Source organism: Streptomyces sp. NBC_00576, assembly GCF_036345175.1.
GTDB lineage: Bacteria > Actinomycetota > Actinomycetes > Streptomycetales > Streptomycetaceae > Streptomyces.
The window spans coordinates 2,400,917-2,417,056 of sequence record NZ_CP107780.1 but is presented as its reverse complement, the minus strand read 5'-3'; the positions used below and the strand labels follow the sequence as shown (position 1 = coordinate 2,417,056).

The 16,140-nt window shown below is 68.9% G+C and carries 7 protein-coding genes and 1 pseudogene; 4 read left to right on the top strand and 4 right to left on the bottom strand.

The features are described from left to right. Window positions 1–543 precede the first annotated feature (543 nt). Together OG734_RS10185 and OG734_RS10180 are read right to left on the bottom strand one after the other, a co-directional pair. The gene (locus OG734_RS10185; RefSeq protein WP_330287165.1) at window positions 544–2,073 is read right to left on the bottom strand and encodes a helix-turn-helix domain-containing protein; all 1,530 of its coding nucleotides are present in this window, start codon (window positions 2,071–2,073) and stop codon (window positions 544–546) included. A gap of 64 nt (window positions 2,074–2,137) precedes the next feature. Next, complete coding sequence (locus tag OG734_RS10180; RefSeq protein ID WP_330287164.1) at window positions 2,138–2,335, bottom strand: DUF4236 domain-containing protein; 198 nt, start codon at window positions 2,333–2,335, stop codon at window positions 2,138–2,140. A gap of 210 nt (window positions 2,336–2,545) precedes the next feature. Here OG734_RS10180 and acnA point away from each other — a divergent pair, with 210 nt between their 5' ends. Then, window positions 2,546–5,263 carry an aconitate hydratase AcnA gene (gene acnA / locus OG734_RS10175; protein WP_330287163.1) on the top strand — a complete coding sequence of 906 codons (2,718 nt, stop codon included), beginning with the start codon at window positions 2,546–2,548 and terminating at the stop codon, window positions 5,261–5,263. Window positions 5,264–5,346: 83 nt separating this feature from the next. Here the strand turns inward: acnA and OG734_RS10170 are convergent, their stop codons facing one another. Both OG734_RS10170 and OG734_RS10165 read right to left on the bottom strand, forming a co-directional pair. After that, window positions 5,347–6,348 (bottom strand): helix-turn-helix transcriptional regulator, encoded by a 1,002-nt coding sequence (locus tag OG734_RS10170; RefSeq protein ID WP_330287162.1) that lies wholly within the window; start codon window positions 6,346–6,348, stop codon window positions 5,347–5,349. A 56-nt stretch (window positions 6,349–6,404) separates the two neighbouring features. Then, complete coding sequence (locus OG734_RS10165; RefSeq protein ID WP_330287161.1) at window positions 6,405–10,079, bottom strand: S8 family serine peptidase; 3,675 nt, start codon at window positions 10,077–10,079, stop codon at window positions 6,405–6,407. Between the two features lie 272 nt (window positions 10,080–10,351). Between OG734_RS10165 and OG734_RS10160 the strand changes: the two are divergent. From OG734_RS10160 to OG734_RS10150, 3 genes and pseudogenes are all read left to right on the top strand, one after another. Then, window positions 10,352–11,067 (top strand): annotated as a pseudogene (locus OG734_RS10160) (response regulator transcription factor). Between the two features lie 309 nt (window positions 11,068–11,376). Beyond that, complete coding sequence (locus tag OG734_RS10155) at window positions 11,377–12,477, top strand: lytic polysaccharide monooxygenase auxiliary activity family 9 protein (protein ID WP_330287160.1); 1,101 nt, start codon at window positions 11,377–11,379, stop codon at window positions 12,475–12,477. Between the two features lie 375 nt (window positions 12,478–12,852). Beyond that, window positions 12,853–16,140 carry a GH92 family glycosyl hydrolase gene (locus tag OG734_RS10150; RefSeq protein WP_330287159.1) on the top strand — a complete coding sequence of 1,096 codons (3,288 nt, stop codon included), beginning with the start codon at window positions 12,853–12,855 and terminating at the stop codon, window positions 16,138–16,140.

The following is a 16,140-nucleotide window of genomic DNA, read 5'->3' as shown; positions in this document are numbered from 1 at the left end:
TCAAGTGTCGAATGGTACCCCTCAAGCGGCATAGGAATCGATTTGATACATCCTGGCGACGGTCGGCGGTCAGGGCGGATCGGGACAGTGATCCAGGCTGCCACGAACCCCAAGGTCAGGCTCTCGTCCCATGGGATTTCCAGATCCTCGACACCATCCAGGACCTGCTGAACTGCTGGACCGGCACCTGCACCACCTGCCACCGCCCCCTGCCCAGAACATCCACCACCAGCCCGAACCCAAGAGCCAGAGCAACCTAACGGAGTCCTACGAGGACTGAACTCCGAATCTCAGGAACGCCAGTGGCACCGCCGGTGCGGACATTGCGAGGCCCCTTTGGCGAGCACTCTCCGTGAAGGCTGACGGACGCTCAGATATCTCTGATGCATCGTCACCAATTTAAGATCATCTTGCACGCACGTTGCACAAGGTGATGAAAAACAGCGATGATCAATGGAGCGTCCCGCAAGTGTGTAACAGCAGGTCAGCAGGCATTTAGTAGTGTCGTACCCCTCATCTCCTAGGGGCACGACACTCCGCCGATCAGATGTCCCGGAAGATCTCGATCTGCGCCCCCACCGAGTTGAGCCGCTCCGCCAGATCCTCGTACCCCCGGTTGATGACGTACACGTTCCGCAGCACGGACGTACCCTCCGCCGCCATCATCGCCAGCAGGACCACCACCGCCGGTCGCAGCGCGGGCGGGCACATCATCTCGGCCGCTCGCCAGCGGGTCGGGCCCTCGACCAGCACCCGGTGCGGGTCGAGGAGTTGGAGGCGTCCGCCGAGGCGGTTGAGGTCGGTCAGATAGATCGCGCGGTTGTCGTAGACCCAGTCGTGGATGAGGGTCTTGCCCTGGGCGGAGGCCGCGATGGCCGCGAAGAACGGCACGTTGTCGATGTTCAGGCCCGGGAACGGCATCGGGTGGATCTTGTCGATCGGCGCCTCCAGCTTGGAGGGCCGGACCGTGAGGTCGACCAGCCGCGTGCGGCCGTTGTCCGCGAAGTACTCCTGCGTACGGTCGTGATCGAGCCCCATCTCCTCCAGGACCGCCAGCTCGATCTCCAGGAACTCGATCGGCACCCGGCGCACGGTCAGCTCGGACTCGGTGACGACCGCCGCCGCCAGCAGGCTCATCGCCTCGACCGGGTCCTCGGAGGGCGAGTAGTCCACGTCGACGTCGATCGTCGGCACGCCGTGCACGGTGAGCGTCGTCGTGCCGACGCCCTCGATCCGTACGCCCAGGGCCTCCAGGAAGAAGCACAGGTCCTGGACCATGTAGTTGGAGGACGCGTTGCGGATGACGGTCACGCCGTCGTGCCGGGCGGCGGCGAGCAGCGCGTTCTCGGTGACGGTGTCCCCGCGCTCGGTCAGCACGATCGGGCGGCCGGGGGAGACGGAGCGGTCGACCCGGGCGTGGTAGAGCCCCTCCGTCGCCGCGATGTCGAGCCCGAACCGGCGCAGCGCGATCATGTGCGGCTCGATGGTCCTGGTGCCGAGGTCACAGCCACCGGCGTACGGCAGCCTGAAGGCGTCCATGCGGTGCAGCAGCGGGCCGAGGAACATGATGATCGAGCGGGTCCGGCGGGCGGCCTCGGCGTCGATGGCCGCCATGTTCAGCTCGGCCGGCGGCACGATCTCCAGGTCGACGCCGTCGTTGATCCACCGCGCCCGTACGCCGATCGAGTTGAGCACCTCCAGCAGGCGGTACACCTCTTCGATGCGGGCGACCCGGCGCAGCACTGTGCGCCCCTTGTTGAGGAGCGAGGCGCACAGCAGCGCGACACACGCGTTCTTGCTGGTCTTGACGTCGATGGCGCCGGACAGCCGACGGCCGCCGACCACGCGCAGGTGCATGGGACCCGCGTATCCCAGCGAGACGATTTCGCTGTCGAGGGCTTCACCGATCCGAGCGATCATCTCAAGGCTGATGTTCTGATTGCCGCGCTCGATACGGTTGACCGCGCTCTGGCTGGTGCCGAGCGCTTCGGCAAGCTGCGTCTGTGTCCAGCCCCGGTGCTGCCTGGCGTCACGGATGAGCTTGCCGATACGTACGAGGTAGTCGTCTGCCATGGGGTTGAGGCTATCTCAGATATGAGATGGCGCCTTCTGGGGAGGCCGTGCGGGTGACGTACCGTCAGTGGCGCTTGCCGGAGCGGGTGCGGCGCCAGCCGAAGGGTCCGGGCAGATCCATCGACGTCGTACGGCGTCCTGTGCTGCTGTGGGTGTGGCGGGGGCCGTGGCTGCCGCCGGTCGTGATCGACCAGGAGCCCTTGTTTATGTTCAGTCGTACTCCCGGGAGTATCCGGAAGCTCTTGCGGAAGGTGAGAGGCATAGGGGTCGGTTACCCCGGATCGGCGTAGTGATGGGCCACATCACATGGCGGCGGGGCATGACCATCCGCCACCCATGTACTAGAGTTATCTCGACATCGAGATATCTCTGCCACTAAGGCTTACCTAACTTAGCCTTACCTTAGCGGATCGGCCAAGTCGTCGTGGCGGCAGGATGCGGTGGAACGCGCACATCAATGAAGGAGACTGTCGTGTCGGCGAACAGCTTCGACTCGCGTAGCACGCTCAGCGTGGGCGACGAGTCGTACGAGATCTTCCGGCTGGACAAGGTGGAAGGCTCGGCTCGCCTTCCGTACAGCCTGAAGGTGCTGCTGGAGAACCTGCTCCGCACCGAGGACGGCGCGAACATCACCGCCGACCACATCCGGGCCATCGGCGGCTGGGACTCGCAGGCGCAGCCCAGCCAGGAGATCCAGTTCACGCCGGCCCGCGTGATCATGCAGGACTTCACCGGCGTGCCCTGTGTCGTGGACCTCGCCACCATGCGTGAGGCCGTGAAGGCGCTCGGCGGCGACCCGGCGAAGGTCAACCCGCTCTCTCCGGCCGAGATGGTCATCGACCACTCCGTCATCGCCGACAAGTTCGGCACCAACGAGGCCTTCGCGCAGAACGTCGAGCTGGAGTACGGCCGCAACAAGGAGCGCTACCAGTTCCTGCGCTGGGGCCAGACCGCCTTCGACGACTTCAAGGTCGTCCCGCCCGGCACCGGCATCGTCCACCAGGTCAACATCGAGCACCTCGCCCGTACGGTCATGGTCCGTAACGGCCAGGCGTACCCCGACACCCTCGTCGGCACCGACTCCCACACCACCATGGTCAACGGCCTCGGTGTGCTCGGCTGGGGCGTCGGCGGTATCGAGGCCGAGGCCGCGATGCTGGGCCAGCCCGTCTCGATGCTCATCCCGCGTGTCGTCGGCTTCAAGCTCACCGGTGAGCTGACGCCCGGCACCACCGCCACCGACCTCGTGCTGACCATCACGGAGATGCTCCGCAAGCACGGCGTGGTCGGCAAGTTCGTCGAGTTCTACGGCGAGGGCGTGGCCGCCACCTCCCTCGCGAACCGCGCCACCATCGGCAACATGTCGCCGGAGTTCGGTTCCACGGCCGCGATCTTCCCGATCGACGGCGAGACCATCAAGTACCTGAAGCTGACGGGCCGCGACGCCCAGCAGCTCGCGCTCGTCGAGGCGTATGCCAAGGAGCAGGGCCTCTGGCTCGACCCGGCCGCTGAGCCCGACTTCTCCGAGAAGCTGGAGCTCGACCTCTCGACGGTCGTCCCCTCCATCGCCGGCCCGAAGCGCCCGCAGGACCGTATCGTCCTCGCGAACGCCGCCGAGCAGTTCAAGGTCGACGTCCGCAACTACGTCGACGACGTCGACGAGGCCGGCAAGGAGTCCTTCCCGGCCTCCGACTCCCCGGCCGTCGCCCCGAACGGTGCCCCGTCCAACCCGGTCACCGTGACCGCCCCCGACGGCTCGACCTACGAGATCGACCACGGTGCGGTGACGGTCGCGGCCATCACCTCCTGCACCAACACCTCGAACCCGTACGTCATGGTCGCCGCCGCGCTGGTGGCCAAGAAGGCGGTCGGGAAGGGTCTCACCCGCAAGCCGTGGGTCAAGACCACCCTCGCCCCGGGCTCCAAGGTCGTCACCGACTACTTCGACAAGGCGGGGCTCACCCCCTACCTCGACAAGGTCGGCTTCAACCTCGTCGGCTACGGCTGCACCACCTGCATCGGCAACTCCGGCCCGCTGCCGGACGAGGTCTCCAAGGCCGTCAACGACCATGACCTGGCCGTGACTTCGGTGCTCTCCGGCAACCGTAACTTCGAGGGCCGGATCAACCCCGACGTCAAGATGAACTACCTGGCGTCCCCGCCGCTGGTCGTCGCGTACGCCCTCGCGGGTTCCATGAAGGTGGACATCACGCGCGACGCGCTCGGCACGGACCAGGAGGGCAAGCCGGTCTTCCTGGCCGACATCTGGCCCTCCGAGGCCGAGGTCAACGACGTCGTGGCGAACGCCATCGGCGAGGACATGTTCAGCAAGTCCTACAAGGACGTCTTCGCGGGCGACGCCCAGTGGCAGGCGCTGTCCATCCCGAGCGGCAACACCTTCGAGTGGGACCCGCAGTCGACGTACGTCCGCAAGCCCCCGTACTTCGAGGGCATGACGATGGAGACCACCCCGGTCTCGGACATCGCCGGCGCCCGCGTCCTCGCCAAGCTCGGCGACTCGGTCACCACCGACCACATCTCCCCGGCCGGTGCGATCAAGGCCGACACCCCCGGTGGCAAGTACCTCACGGAGCACGGTGTCGAGCGCCGTGACTTCAACTCGTACGGTTCCCGCCGTGGCAACCACGAGGTGATGATCCGCGGTACGTTCGCCAACATCCGCCTGCGCAACCAGATCGCGCCGGGCACCGAGGGCGGCTACACCCGCGACTTCACCCAGCCGGACGCGCCCGTCGCGTTCATCTACGACGCCTCGCGCAACTACATCGAGCAGGGCATCCCGCTGGTCATCCTGTCCGGCAAGGAGTACGGCTCCGGCTCGTCCCGCGACTGGGCCGCCAAGGGCACCGCGCTCCTCGGCGTCAAGGCCGTCATCGCCGAGTCGTACGAGCGCATCCACCGCTCGAACCTCATCGGCATGGGCGTGCTGCCGCTCCAGTACCCGGAGGGCGCCACCGCCGAGTCCCTCGGCCTCACCGGCGAGGAGACCTTCTCCTTCACCGGCGTCGAGGAGCTGAACAACGGCACCACCCCGCGCACGGTCAAGGTGACCACCGACACGGGCGTCGACTTCGACGCGGTCGTCCGCATCGACACCCCCGGTGAGGCCGACTACTACCGCAACGGCGGCATCATGCAGTACGTGCTGCGCAACCTGATCCGCAAGTAAGCGGTCAAGTAAGCAGTTCGGTAGGGCAGTTGGGCCGCACTCCCCGCTCAGGCGGGGGTGCGGCCCTTCGCGCTGTACTACCCCTACACCCAGCCCCGCTGTGCGGCCCGCACCCCCAGCTGGAACCGGCTCGCCGCGCCCAGCCGGTCCTGCAGCTCACTCACCCGTCGTCGCAGGGTCCTGAGGCTCACCCCCAGATGGCGGGCCACCGCCTCGTCCTTCATTCCGGCCGCCAGCAGCCGGGTCAACGTCCGCTCTCCCTCTGAGAGTTCACCGTCACCGGCCCCCTGGCCGAGCGGTGTCGCCTGCTGCCAGGCCAGGTCGAAGAGCTTCTGCAGGGCCTCGGTCACCGCCGAGTGCCGCACGACCGCCGCGCAGTAGCCGCCCGCGTCGGACGAGGTCAATGGAAGCATCGCCCGACGGCCGTCCACCACCAGCAACTTGACCGGCACCGAGGGCAACACCCGGGCCTGCTCGCCGAGTTCGACCATCTTCCAGGCGTGGAAGAGGACGTCCGGATCCTCCAGGGCGGTCGCCGCGTACACCGTGCGGTACACGATCCCTCGGCTGAGCAGATCGGACTGGAGGTCCAACTGTGGGGTGCGCGGGGCCAGATACGGGGGAGTGTCGAAGACGCACACCTCGCGCTCGGCGCCCGCGTACAGCTCTTCCAGCCGGGCCGCGTTGGCGCCCTCCCCGGACACCACCTCGACCAGCCGGGACGGCTCCTCCCGCAGCAGCCCCGCCTCGTACGCGGTCGCCATCTCCTCGGCGGTGGCGGTGAGCAGTTCGGACTCCGTCTCGCGCCGCCGGATCAGTGCGCGGATCGCCACCCGCGGGTCGACAGCGCGTAACCCGCCCATGGAGTCCGGCGGTTGCAGCAGACCGAGCGCGAGCAGCCGGTTGCAGGACTCGCGGATCCGGGCCGGATCCGCGCCGGTCAGCAGGGCCCAGCCGGCCGCGCCCGCGTCGGGCTGATGGAGGATCGACTGGTACACCAGCTCGTCGAAGGCGGATACCCCCACCGCGGACCATGGGCTCGCGGCAGGGGTCTGTCCTGGCGTGTCATATGCCGTGTTCACCATGACTCGGCACGCTAGAGGATCTCTGTTAAGGCCAAGGCACAGGTTACGGGCGTCGCCTACTTCAGCCCGAAGGCCCGCAGCACCGTCTGGTCGATCCCGTTGCCGTCCCGGTCGGCGGCCCGGACACGCAGCGACACCGACTCGGCGCCCTTCGCGGCCTTGAACCGGGCCGTACCGCCCTTGACCTTCACCTCCTTCCAGGACGTACCGTCGTCGTAGGAGACCCACGCCTTCAGATTGCTCGCCCGCACGCTGCCCAGCTGGTTCGCGACAGGCAGCCCGATCTCCAACTCCCGCTTTCCGTCAGCCCGGTTGAGGAGGTCGAGCCCCTTCGGGGCGATGCCGACGGTGAGCAGCGGAAGCGCCGTGGCGGCGCCGGTGTGGGCCGAGTCGAAGGTCCACTCGGTGTGCGTGCTCGTGGAGTACTTAGCCCAGGCCGCCCGGCGCTGCACGTCCAGTACGAAGCGGTACGAGGCCTTGTCCGCCGGTACGTCGAAGATGCCGTACCCGCCGAACGTCGAGTCGCCGACCAGCTGCCCGTCCGCGTAGAGCCTGCCCTTCGCGGTGTTGTCGGCGCCGTCGATGTATCCGTAGTGACCCGGCGTGGAGTCGTTCAACTCCGTCACCGACATGGTGAGTTGGTCGCCGGTTCGCTCGGAGAGGCCGTACTCCTCGCTGGTTCCGGGGCGGACGACCTGACGCAGCCAGTTCTCCGTCGTCTTGTCCGTGGCCGCCTTGTCGAAGGTGCGCAGCGGGCTCCACTGGCCCCTGGACGTGTTCCAGTTGGGATAGGCGACGTGCCAGGTACGGGTGTCCGGGTCGACGTAGTAGTACTCGTCGCGTTCCGTGCCCAGCTGCGTGTACTTGCTGTTCTCGATGCCGTAGAGCTGCCAGGGACGGAAGGTGTACAGGGTGTCCGCGCCGATCTCCCCGGCCGTCGCTCCGTAGTAACGGGCCTTCCGCTTCACGGTGTTGGACTTGTCCAAGCTGTACGTCTGGTTCGCGGAGATGGCGCCGCTCTGCGCGGCGAGCAGGTTGTAGACGTACGGACTGACCGGCGTACCGCCCAGCTTCAGCGTGACCTTCTTGCCGGTCTTCAGCAGGCCGGCCAGCCTGGCGCCCTCCTCGCCGGTGGCGATCATCAGCGGGACAGTGGTCGCGCGGTCCACGGCCTCGATCCAGAAACCGGGGGTCTTGCGGTACGCGATGAGGTAACCCGCGCCTGCCTTGGTCGCGTTGTCCAGAGCGCCCTGAGCCCGCTCCGTGGCGCCGAGCCCGACCACGGCGACCTTGCCCCGGACGTCCAGCCCCGCGAAGTCGGCCGCGGTACCACCGCCGGCGTCCACCGCCCGGACCGTGTGGTCACCGCTGATCTTCAACGGGAAGCCGTTGTACGTCTGCGAGTAGTAGAGCGAGGACAGCGCGGACTTCTCCGGGCTGGTGACACTGGCGGTCAAGTCCCTCGCGTACAGCCGGAACTTGGCGGAGAACTCCAGGGTTCCCTCGGTGACCTGCGGGGTCGGCGCCACATAGACGTGGTCGGTCCAGAAGCCCTGGCTGTAGGTGAGCCCCCAGGCGCTGCCCGGCCCCTCGCGGTGCCAGCTGGTGGCGAAGCCCTGGAACTCGGAGTCCTCCTTCGTCTTCGGCTTGATCTCCACCGCCTCGCGGGCGTCGAGGACGACCTCGGTGTCCCCCTCGACCTTGATCTCGGGGTTGCCGACAATGGAGGTGCCGACGGCCAGACCGCCCGCGTCCAGGTCCGAGATCCAGGTCGCGATGGAGTACTTACCGGCCGGGACCTGCCAGGTGTGGGTGGAGCCGAGGAAGCCGTAATCGTTGGGGAAGGCGCCGCCCAGCTCCTGCATCGTGAAGAGCGACCCGCCGGTGGTCGGCTTGCCGTTGCGGCCCACCAGCGACACCTTCAGGTCGTAGGTCTTGGGCAGCTTCTCGAACCCGACGCCCGTGGTGACCAGGACGCCGTCCGCGCTCGCCGTGATGTGCCCCGCGTACCGGCCCTGGGCCTGCTCCGCCGGGTCCACACTGACCGGGACCGTGGCGGTGCCTCCCGCCGCGACGGTCACGGTGCCGGCTCCCGGGGCGGCCTCGGCGAGCGAGGTCGTGATCTTCAACTCCACTGCCTTGTCAGTGGTGTTGGTGTACGTGATGTCCTTGCTGACGACCTCGGTGTCGCCGTCCTCGTACCTGCCGAAGCTCAGTGCCGGCGTCGCGAAGACGCCCTGCCCGACCGCCCGTACGGCGTCGACCCGCCCGTCGCCCTGCTCGAAAACGGAGTTGTCGGCATTCGTCTTCGCCGTGCTGGCCAGCGCCTCCTTGAGCTGCGCTCCCGTCCAGTCCGGATGGGCCTGCGCGACCAGCGCCGCCGCGCCCGCGACATGCGGGGTCGCCATCGAAGTACCGTTCGCCGTCGTGTAGTTGTCGTCGACCGGCGTACCCATGGTGGTGCCCGCGGCCCGGGCCGCCGTGATGCTCACGCCCGGCGCGGTGATCTCCGGCTTGACCGCGAAATCACCGGTGCGGGGACCCCGGCTGGAGAACGGCGCCAGCTTGTCGGACTTGTCGACCGCGCCCACCGTCAGCGCCGAGTCGGCGATGCCCGGGGTGCCCACGGTCTGCTCGCCCGGGCCCGCGTTGCCCGACGCGATCACGAAGAGGGTGCCGGTGGACGCGGACAGCTCGTCGACGGTCTCACTGAGCACGTCGGAGGGGCCGGTCGCCGTGCCGCCCAGCGACATGGAGACGATCTTCGCACCGGAGTGCGCCGCCCACTCCATGCCCGCGATGATCCAGGAGGACTGGCCCTTGCCGAGGTTGTTCAGGACCTTGCCGACCAGCAACTCCGCACCCGGCGCCACACCCTTGAGGCGGCCCGCCGAGGCGGTGCCCGAGCCGACGATGGTGGACGCCACATGGGTGCCGTGGCCGTGGCCGTCCTGCACCGACTCGTCCGGTACGAAGCTCGTCGACTCCGCGATCCTCCCCGCGAGGTCCGGGTGCCCGGCGTCCACGCCCGTGTCCAGGACCGCGACCTTGACGCCCTTGCCGTCGTAGCCGGCCTGCCACACCTCGGGTGCGCCGATCTGCGGGACACTCGCATCGAGGGACGCCTTCACCTGGGCGTCCAGCCAGAGCTTGTCGATGCCCTCGCCGAGTTGCTTCGCGGCCTTCGCGGTGGGCTCGGTGCCGAGGGCCGGGGCGATGTCCGCCCAGAACGCGGTGGACTTGCTCGCGCTCAGCGCGGCACCGTCGATCCCGGGCAGCGCGAGCGTCCGGCGCGCGCCCTCGGGGGTCGTGCTGCCCTTGCTGTACGTCGCGATCACGGGGGTGGCGCCGGTCTTCGCGTCCGTGTAGCCCTGCTTCACCAACTGGCTGACGTTGAACAGGGTCGGGTCGACGCGACCCGCCTGGATCAGCGGGACGGCGTCCGCGGGCAGGACGCTGACCTCGCCGTCCTTCTCGCTGGACAGGAAGGTGGCGGCCTCGCGCCCCTTGGCACGCCGGACGTCGACGGCGTTCCTGCCGTCTGCTCCGGTGGTGAGCGACACGGTGTCGCCGGTGATGAGGGTGACGGTCTGGGTGCTCGTAGCGCCCTGCTGGGTCTTGGGCGTGGAGACACTCTGGGGGCCTGTGGTGCCCGGCTCGGTGACCGGGGACACGGGACCGGCCGCCGCGGGCGTGACCACGCCCGCGACCAGTCCGGCCGCTCCTGCCACGGCCCATAAGGAATGGAGTCTTCGCATGTGTGGACGTCCTCCCCTGAACGCTGAAAACGCTTCCGGCCCGGTGAGCGGAAGCCAGTGATCAGCGTGGGCGCTGCACGGAACGGGGCTCAAGGGATTCCTGTGGCCGGGGAGTGCCAATGCCGCCTTCGGCCACGGCAGTTGACGGCATCCCGGCCTGCATCCGCTGCCGCCACGAGGGCGTCCCACGGCAGCCGCCCAGGCTGAACACAGGGTTCCCCAGCGAACCGCGACACGATTCGTACATGTCTGGCACTTCTGGGGTTTGCGGCGGTCACGTCCGTGTGCTGATCGTCGACCACGAGCCGGCGCTCACGGAACTGTTGTACGTGGCCGTCACCGAGGCGGGCCGACGGCCCTGTCCGGCCGCCGACGGCGAGGGCGCGCTGCGCATCGCTCGCTCCTCGGCTCCGCATGCCGTCGTCCTCGACGGCATGCTGCCCGTCCTCGACGGCCTCCAGGTGCTCCGCAGCCTGCGGTACGAGAGCCCGCGGCTGCCCGTCCTCATGCTCACCGCCCGCGATGCCCTCGAACACCGTCTCGACGGACTGGAGGCGGGCGCCGACGACTACGTCACCAAGCCGTTCTCCCCGGAGGGGGTCGTGCTGCGGCTGCGCGGACTGCGGCGCCGAACAGACACGCACCGACGACTCCGTACGCGTCCTCGGCGACCTGGTGATCAACGAGGAGACCCGCGAGGTGCACCGCGACGGCACGCCCGTCCGGCTCACCGCCAAGGAGTTCGACCTGCTCAGCCTGCTGATGGGCCGTCCGCGCCAGGTGATCGGCAAAAGGGCAGATCCTCGACCGGGTGCGGACCGGCTGCTTCGACAGCGGCGACAACCTCGTCGAGGTGTACATCTCCAGCCTGCGCCGCAAGATCGACAGGGGCCGGGCCCCGATGATCCACACCGTGCGCGGACTCGGCTACGCGATCCGGGCGGGGGAGGCCGAGAGATGACCGTACGTCTGCCCCCGGCTTCAGGTTTCGCGAGGACCGAAACTAATCGAGGGCGGCCCCCGTGCGTCAGCCGTTTACAACTTCACCCCGCGGCGCTAGCTTCGAGAGGGAGTGAGGTGGGAGCGCTCCCATACCGAGCGGACCGGAACCCGTAAGCGGGAGTCGCTCCCACCCCACCACCCCCCACGCATCACACCGTGCACATCGCACATCACGCGCACCCCCAGCCGGGCGCGCCCCTTCACCCGGACGTTCCGTACGTACCGCACGACGTACGGCGCATCGCGTACGACTGAAGGAGATCATGACATGGCCCTGACATCAACGTCCCCACCATCCCCCCGCACCCCACGCCGATTACCTCTCCCCACCCGAGGCAGAGCCCTCCTCCTCGTCCTCCTGGCCCTGCTCACCGCGATCCCGGCCCTCGGCCTGGTCGTCACGGCGGGCGGCGACGCGGAGGCCCACGGCACCCCGATGAAACCCGGCAGCCGTACCTTCCTGTGCTGGCAGGACGCCCTCACGGACACCGGCGAGATCAAGGCGATCAACCCGGCCTGCAAGACGGCACAGCAGGTCAGCGGAACCACGCCGTTCTACAACTGGTTCTCGGTCCTGCGCTCCGACGGCGCCGGCCGCACCCGGGACTTCGTCCCGGACGGCCAGCTGTGCAGCGGCGGCAACACCAACTTCACCGGGTTCAACACCCCCAGCGCCGACTGGCCGTTGACCCACCTCACCTCGGGCGCCAACATCGACTTCTCGTACAACGCGTGGGCGGCGCACCCGGGTTGGTTCTACGCCTACATCACCAAGGACGGCTTCGACCCGACCAAGACGCTCACCTGGGACGCGATCGAGTCCCAGCCGTTCCTGAGTGTCGACCACCCGCCGCTCAACGGCTCCCCGGGCACGGTCGAGGCCAACTACTCGTGGAACGGCAAGCTTCCGGCGAACAAGTCCGGGCGCCACCTCATCTACATGGTGTGGCAGCGTTCCGACAGTGCGGAGACCTTCTACTCCTGCTCCGACATCGTCTTCGACGGCGGCAACGGCGAGGTGACGGGCATCAAGGACCCCGGCAACCCGCCCACCGAGCCCCCGCCCGGCGCGTGCACCGCCACCCGCCGTACGACGGGCAACTGGAACGGCGGCTACCAGTCCGAGGTGACCGTCACCAACTCCGGGACCGTGCCGATGCTCGGCTGGATGGTCGACTGGGCACTCCCGGCGGGCCAGAAGGTGGACAGCCTCTGGAACGGGAACGCGACCTACAACGGCCAGGCGGTGATGGTCCACAACGCCAACTGGAACGGCTCGCTCGATCCGGGCAAGACCGCGACGTTCGGGTACGTCGTCCAGGGCTCCGGTGGTGATGCGGCAACCACCCTGCCCTGCCGGGTCGGTTAGGCACGCGGGGCCGCACGTTCGAGTCAGGCAGGTGCAAGGCTGCTCAGGGCGGACCCGGTGGTCGAAACCCACCGGGTCCGCGAGCCGGGCCGGCACGGGGGATGAGGCCCGGGTAAGTAGGTCTTCGGGGGTGCGACCGACTGGAGAGACAACGTTGTCCAGTGGTCTAAACATCACTCTATCGCCCCAACGGACAACATCGTCAAGCCGGTTGCCTCCCCCACAGGAGTGCACCCGATACCCCGCACGCGTGACCGACGTGCGCGTCCCCTCGGATGCCCGCGCCCTCCCGTGGTACCGCTGGCGCACGTCACTGTCCCCGCGGCTTGTGCGACCTGTGGTGCGCGACCCGTCCGAACGAGGAGGGGCCGCGTCATGCGTGTCCGCCCTACGTCCCTGCTGCTGGCCGTTGCCCTGGCCCTCGGCACCCCCGCCCCGACGCTCGCGGCGACCGCGCCCCCGAACCCCCTGGCCCAGGACCCCACGCCGTACGTCGATCCGCTCATCGGCACCAGAAACGGCGGCGATGTCTTCCCCGGCGCGGTCGTCCCGTTCGGCATGCTCTCCTGGAGCCCGGAGAACACCCGGGGCGACGCCACCCGAACGGCCGCCCCCGGCGGCTACCACTACGACGCCACCCGCATCCGGGGCTTCAGCCTCACCCACATGTCCGGCACGGGCTGCGCGGGCGGCAGCGGCGACATCCCGTTCTTCCCGTACGCCGGAGAGGTCACGTCCTCCCCGGCGAGCGACACCAAGGACGCCGTGTACGCGGCCGACTTCAGCCACGCCGACGAGACGGCGGAGCCCGGCCACTACAGGGTGGGCATGGCGTCCGGGGTCACCGCCGACCTCACGGCAACCACCCGCACCGGTTCCGCCCGCTTCACCTACCCGCCCGGCAGACCGGCCTCGATGCTGATCCGCACCGCCAACTCCGAGGTGGGCTCGACGGATTCGACGGTCACCATCGACCCCGCGGCCCGTACGGTCTCCGGTTCGGTCACCTCGGGCAACTTCTGTGGCCACCTCGACCCCGAAGCCCGACGCCCTTACTACACCCTCCACTTCACGGCCCGCTTCGACCGCGCCTTCAAGGCGACGGGCACCTGGCAGGACGACCGGCTGATCCCGGGTGCCACCTCCGCGTCCGGCGGAACAGGAGGCTTCACCGCCAACAGCGGCCGTCCCGTCGCGGGCAAAGGGGCAGGCGGATACGTGGAGTTCGAGCCCGGCGCGGGCCCGGTGGGCGTCAAGGTCGGTATCTCATACGTCAGTCGGGCGGGCGCCGAGGCCAACCTGGCGGCCGAGAACCCGCCCGCCCGCTCCTTCGCGTCGGTCCGGTCCGCAGCCCGACTCGCCTGGCAGGACAGGCTCGACGCCATCAGGATCGGCGGCGGCACGGAAGCCGAACGCACCACCTTCTACACCGCCCTCTACCACTCCCTCCTCCACCCGAACGTCATCAGTGACGCCGACCGCCGCTACCGGGGCGGCGACGCCAGGGTCCACCTGGTCGAGGCGAGTCACGCCAACCAGTACGGCACCTTCTCCGGCTGGGACGTCTACCGCTCGCAGGTCCAGCTGCTCACCTTCCTCGACCCCGACACCGGCTCGGACATCGCCCAGTCCCTCTACGAACTCGCCCGCCAGAACAACGGGTTGTGGGACCGCTGGCTGCACGGCGCGAGCGGCACACACGTCATGAACGGCGACCCCTCGCCCGCCGCCCTCGCCGGCATCCGTGCCTTCGGCGGCACCCACTACGACCTGCGCGACGCGCTGGACTCCCTGGTACGGGCGGCGACGGTACCGACGGCACAGGACCTGTCACCGGCAGGCAGGCCGGTCCTTTCGGTCGGTCAACGCCCTTCCCTGGACAAGTACTTGGACCACCACTACATGCCGTCCGTGTCCAACGCCTGGGGCGGGGCGGCGGAGACCCTGGAGATGTCGGGCGCGGACTTCGCCCTCGCCGAACTGGCCCGCGCAGCCGGGGGGACCAGGACGGCGGACAGCTTCATGAAGCGCGCCCAGTGGTGGCAGAACAACTTCGACATCGCGGCCCATCGAAGCGGCGGCTACATCGCCAACCGCAGGGCGGACGGCAGTTGGGCCCCCGGTTTCACCCCGGCCACCGGCAACGGCTTCGTCGAGGGCACGGCGGCCCAGTACACCTGGATGGTCCCGCACAACCCGGCGGGCCTCTTCTCGGCGATGGGCAACACCGCCACGGCAGTCGACCGCCTGGACGCCTTCTTCCACCACGCCGACGGAAGCTGGGCCCTCACCGGCAGCGGCGGCGAGAAGTCCGAGCTGGACAACGAACCCTCGGTCAACGTCCCCTACCTGTACGCCTACGCGGGCGCACCCCACAAAACCCAGGAGACGGTGCGCGCGGCGATGACGAGGCTCTGGTCGACGGGCCCGGGCGGTATCCCCGGCAACGACGACCTCGGCGCGATGTCCTCCTGGTACGTCTTCGCGGCGCTCGGCATGTACCCACAGGTGCCGTCCCGAGCCGAACTGGTCCTGGCCTCACCCCTGTTCCCGAGGATCGAGATCAACCGCCCGTACGCCAACGACATCTCGATCCGCGCACAGGGAGCGGCGGCGACCGCCCCGTACGTCCAGTCCCTCGCGGTCAACGGCCGTACGAGCGACCGCCCCTGGCTCCCGGCGTCCTTCGTCCGGCACGGAGGCACCCTGGACTACACCCTCGCCGCCACCCCCAACCCCACCTGGGGCGCCGCTCCGTCCGACGCCCCGCCGTCCTTCCGGGCGGGCGAGCAGCCGTACCAGATCGGCGTCGGCCCCACGACGGCGACGATCGCACCGGGCGGCAGCGCGGGGGTGGACATCCGCACCCTGTCCCTGACGGGCGGGGGCGGCGACGCGAGCCCGGAGCCGCGCTTCGAGGTGGAGACACCGACCGGAATGACAGCAACGCCCGCCTCCGGAAGGGTTGTTGGCGGCCGACAGCGGATCACGATCTCCGTCCCGCCCACCGCCGAGCAGGGTTTCCACGAGGCGAAGGTCAAGGTCACGTCGACGGACACGACATACGAGCAGCCGATCTTCCTCACGGTGGCGGCCCCCGGCTCCCTCCTCGCCGCCTACAACAACACGGGCACCTCCGACGACACCGGCGACCACACCGAGGCCGACTACGACGGCGGCGGCTGGAGTTACTCACGACAGGCCCTGGCAGCGGCGGGCCTGGCCCCGGGCACGCAGGGCAGGCTGCCGTCAGGCCTGGCTTTCACCTGGCCGATCTCGCCGTCGGGACGTCCCGACAACGCGTCGGCGACCACCCGGACAATCCAACTCCCCGCCAGCGCTACCCAGTTGTCGTTCATCGGCAGCGCGGCCTTCGGCAACCAGCGGACGCAGACGACCGTCACCTACACCGACGGCACCACCGACACGGTCGACCTGGCCCTCACCGACTGGACGCTCGACGGCGGCACGGGCAGTGTCCGTTACGGCAACGAGGTCGTTACGAGGACCGGGTACCGGAACGTGGCGGGAGCGGGCCGGGACCCGGTCCCGACGTACGTCTTCGCCACCAGCCCGTTCCGGGCACCGGCCGGCCGGAGCATCGCGAGCGTACGTCTCCCGGCCGACGCCAACCTGCACGTCTTCACCCTCGCCACCGCCTGA

Coding starts and splice junctions, on each gene's coding strand:
- OG734_RS10170 (WP_330287162.1), bottom strand. CDS start 6,348: ATGGTGAACACGGCATATGACACGCCAGGACAGACCCCTGCCGCGAGC.
- OG734_RS10155 (WP_330287160.1), top strand. CDS start 11,377: ATGGCCCTGACATCAACGTCCCCACCATCCCCCCGCACCCCACGCCGA.
- OG734_RS10180 (WP_330287164.1), bottom strand. CDS start 2,335: ATGCCTCTCACCTTCCGCAAGAGCTTCCGGATACTCCCGGGAGTACGA.
- OG734_RS10150 (WP_330287159.1), top strand. CDS start 12,853: ATGCGTGTCCGCCCTACGTCCCTGCTGCTGGCCGTTGCCCTGGCCCTC.
- OG734_RS10185 (WP_330287165.1), bottom strand. CDS start 2,073: ATGGCAGACGACTACCTCGTACGTATCGGCAAGCTCATCCGTGACGCC.